We start from the raw sequence: 2,500 nt of genomic DNA on the forward strand, positions 1-2,500 counted from the left end.
TATATTTGCACCCGCTTAGCTGATAAGGCTGGGTGTTTTTAGCGGGGGATTTGATTAGGCCGAAGGCCGTTTTTTTTGTCCCGTTGATAGGAATTAGGAAGTTCATTTGACATATTGTATAGACAGCGTAAAAGAGAATAACGAAGAACCATTTTGATGTCAGTTACTTGGATTGTTCAGGGAGTTGAAATTATTTAACTTTTTACAATGAAGAGTTTGATCCTGGCTCAGGATGAACGCTAGCGGCAGGCCTAACACATGCAAGTCGAGGGGCAGCGGGGATTAGCTTGCTAATCTGCCGGCGACCGGCGCACGGGTGCGGAACGCGTATGGAACCTGCCCCTGTCAGGGGAATAGCCCAGGGAAACTTGGATTAATGCCCCATGGTATCGGGATATCGCATGATATCCTGATTAAAGATTTATCGGACAGGGATGGCCATGCGTACCATTAGTCAGATGGTGGGGTAACGGCTCACCATAACTACGATGGTTAGGGGCCCTGAGAGGGGGATCCCCCACACTGGTACTGAGACACGGACCAGACTCCTACGGGAGGCAGCAGTGAGGAATATTGGACAATGGTCGGGAGACTGATCCAGCCATGCCGCGTGCAGGATGACTGCCCTATGGGTTGTAAACTGCTTTTATACGGGAAGAAACCTGTCCACGTGTGGACAGCTGACGGTACCGTAAGAATAAGGACCGGCTAACTCCGTGCCAGCAGCCGCGGTAATACGGAGGGTCCGAGCGTTATCCGGAATCATTGGGTTTAAAGGGTCCGTAGGCGGGCCATTAAGTCAGGGGTGAAAGTCTGCGGCTCAACCGTAGAATTGCCTTTGATACTGGTGGTCTTGAGTCGTTGTGGAGTGGCCGGAACATGTGGTGTAGCGGTGAAATGCATAGATATCACATAGAACACCGATCGCGAAGGCAGGTCACTAACAACGTACTGACGCTGATGGACGAAAGCGTGGGTAGCGAACGGGATTAGATACCCCGGTAGTCCACGCCGTAAACGATGGATACTAGCTGTCGGGACCTCGGTCTCGGCGGCCAAGCGAAAGTGATAAGTATCCCACCTGGGGAGTACGTTCGCAAGAATGAAACTCAAAGGAATTGACGGGGGCCCGCACAAGCGGTGGAGCATGTGGTTTAATTCGATGATACGCGAGGAACCTTACCAGGGCTTAAATGTAGTGGGACAGGGGCAGAGACGCCCTTTTCTTCGGACTCATTACAAGGTGCTGCATGGTTGTCGTCAGCTCGTGCCGTGAGGTGTCAGGTTAAGTCCTATAACGAGCGCAACCCCTACCGTTAGTTGCCAGCGATTCAAGTCGGGGACTCTAACGGGACTGCCGGTGCAAACCGAGAGGAAGGTGGGGACGACGTCAAATCATCACGGCCCTTACGTCCTGGGCCACACACGTGCTACAATGGCCGGTACAGAGGGAAGCCACCCCGCAAGGGGGCGCGGATCTATAAAGCCGGTCACAGTTCGGATCGGGGTCTGCAACTCGACCCCGTGAAGCTGGAATCGCTAGTAATCGGATATCAGCCATGATCCGGTGAATACGTTCCCGGGCCTTGTACACACCGCCCGTCAAGCCATGGAAGCCGGGAGTGCCTGAAGTCCGTCACCGCAAGGAGCGGCCTAGGGCAAAATCGGTAACTAGGGCTAAGTCGTAACAAGGTAGCCGTACCGGAAGGTGCGGCTGGAACACCTCCTTTCTAGAGAAAGACGACCGGACGGTCCATGTCCGGCATCGGGTGGTTTCTTTGTTTTTCTTTTATGCTGTCTTATAATATGCAAACATACTGGCGATTTTAGGCCAAACAGTCTCATAGCTCAGCTGGTTAGAGCGCTACACTGATAATGTAGAGGTCGGCAGTTCGAGTCTGCCTGAGACTACTGAAGGTACGAAGGCGGGAGCCGGAAGTACAAGGTTCATTGAGTATTGAATAGGAAATTCTGGAAGTTGGGCGGTAGTTATGGACTAACTACTAACTACTATGTACTAACGACTAGTATATGGGGAATTAGCTCAGCTGGCTAGAGCGCCTGCCTTGCACGCAGGAGGTCACCGGTTCGACTCCGGTATTCTCCACTTGTGCCCAGCTCGACTGGGTACCTCTTTGGTAAGGCACCGACGAACATCGGTCCTTCACTGAAGAGGCCCTGAAAATGAATTCAGGGTTAACGTTCATTGACATATTGGGACGGAAATATGACGGTTTTATATCGTTATGTGGAAGTCAAAGAAGAAACACGAAGTAGAATAGAATATATAAGGATTACGAGGGCATTTGTGCTTTAGGGCACAGGTGCGACAAGCAAGAGAAGGGCGTATGGGGGATGCCTAGGCTCTCAGAGACGATGAAGGACGTGATAAGCTGCGAAAAGCCGCGGGGATCTGCACACGAGAGTTGATCCGCGGATGTCCGAATGGGGCAACCCACTATGTTGAAGGCATAGTATCCGAAAGGAGGTGAACCCGCTG

At 52.0% G+C, this 2,500-nt stretch carries 2 tRNA genes and 2 rRNA genes (1 of these 4 cut by a window edge); all 4 read left to right on the forward strand.

The annotated features are described in order from the left end of the window. Positions 1–204 precede the first annotated feature (204 nt). Positions 205–1,730 (forward strand): 16S ribosomal RNA (locus tag M3P07_RS17650). A gap of 107 nt (positions 1,731–1,837) precedes the next feature. Continuing rightward, positions 1,838–1,911 (forward strand) — tRNA-Ile (locus tag M3P07_RS17655). A gap of 122 nt (positions 1,912–2,033) precedes the next feature. Further along, a tRNA-Ala gene (locus tag M3P07_RS17660) sits at positions 2,034–2,107 on the forward strand. Between the two features lie 219 nt (positions 2,108–2,326). Then, positions 2,327–2,500 (forward strand): 23S ribosomal RNA (locus M3P07_RS17665); it runs 2,654 nt beyond the window's last position. Together the 16S and 23S rRNA genes with 2 tRNA genes alongside form the textbook arrangement of a ribosomal RNA operon.

Origin of the sequence: Flagellimonas myxillae, from assembly GCF_023502235.1 — a bacterium.
Lineage (GTDB): Bacteria > Bacteroidota > Bacteroidia > Flavobacteriales > Flavobacteriaceae > Flagellimonas > Flagellimonas myxillae.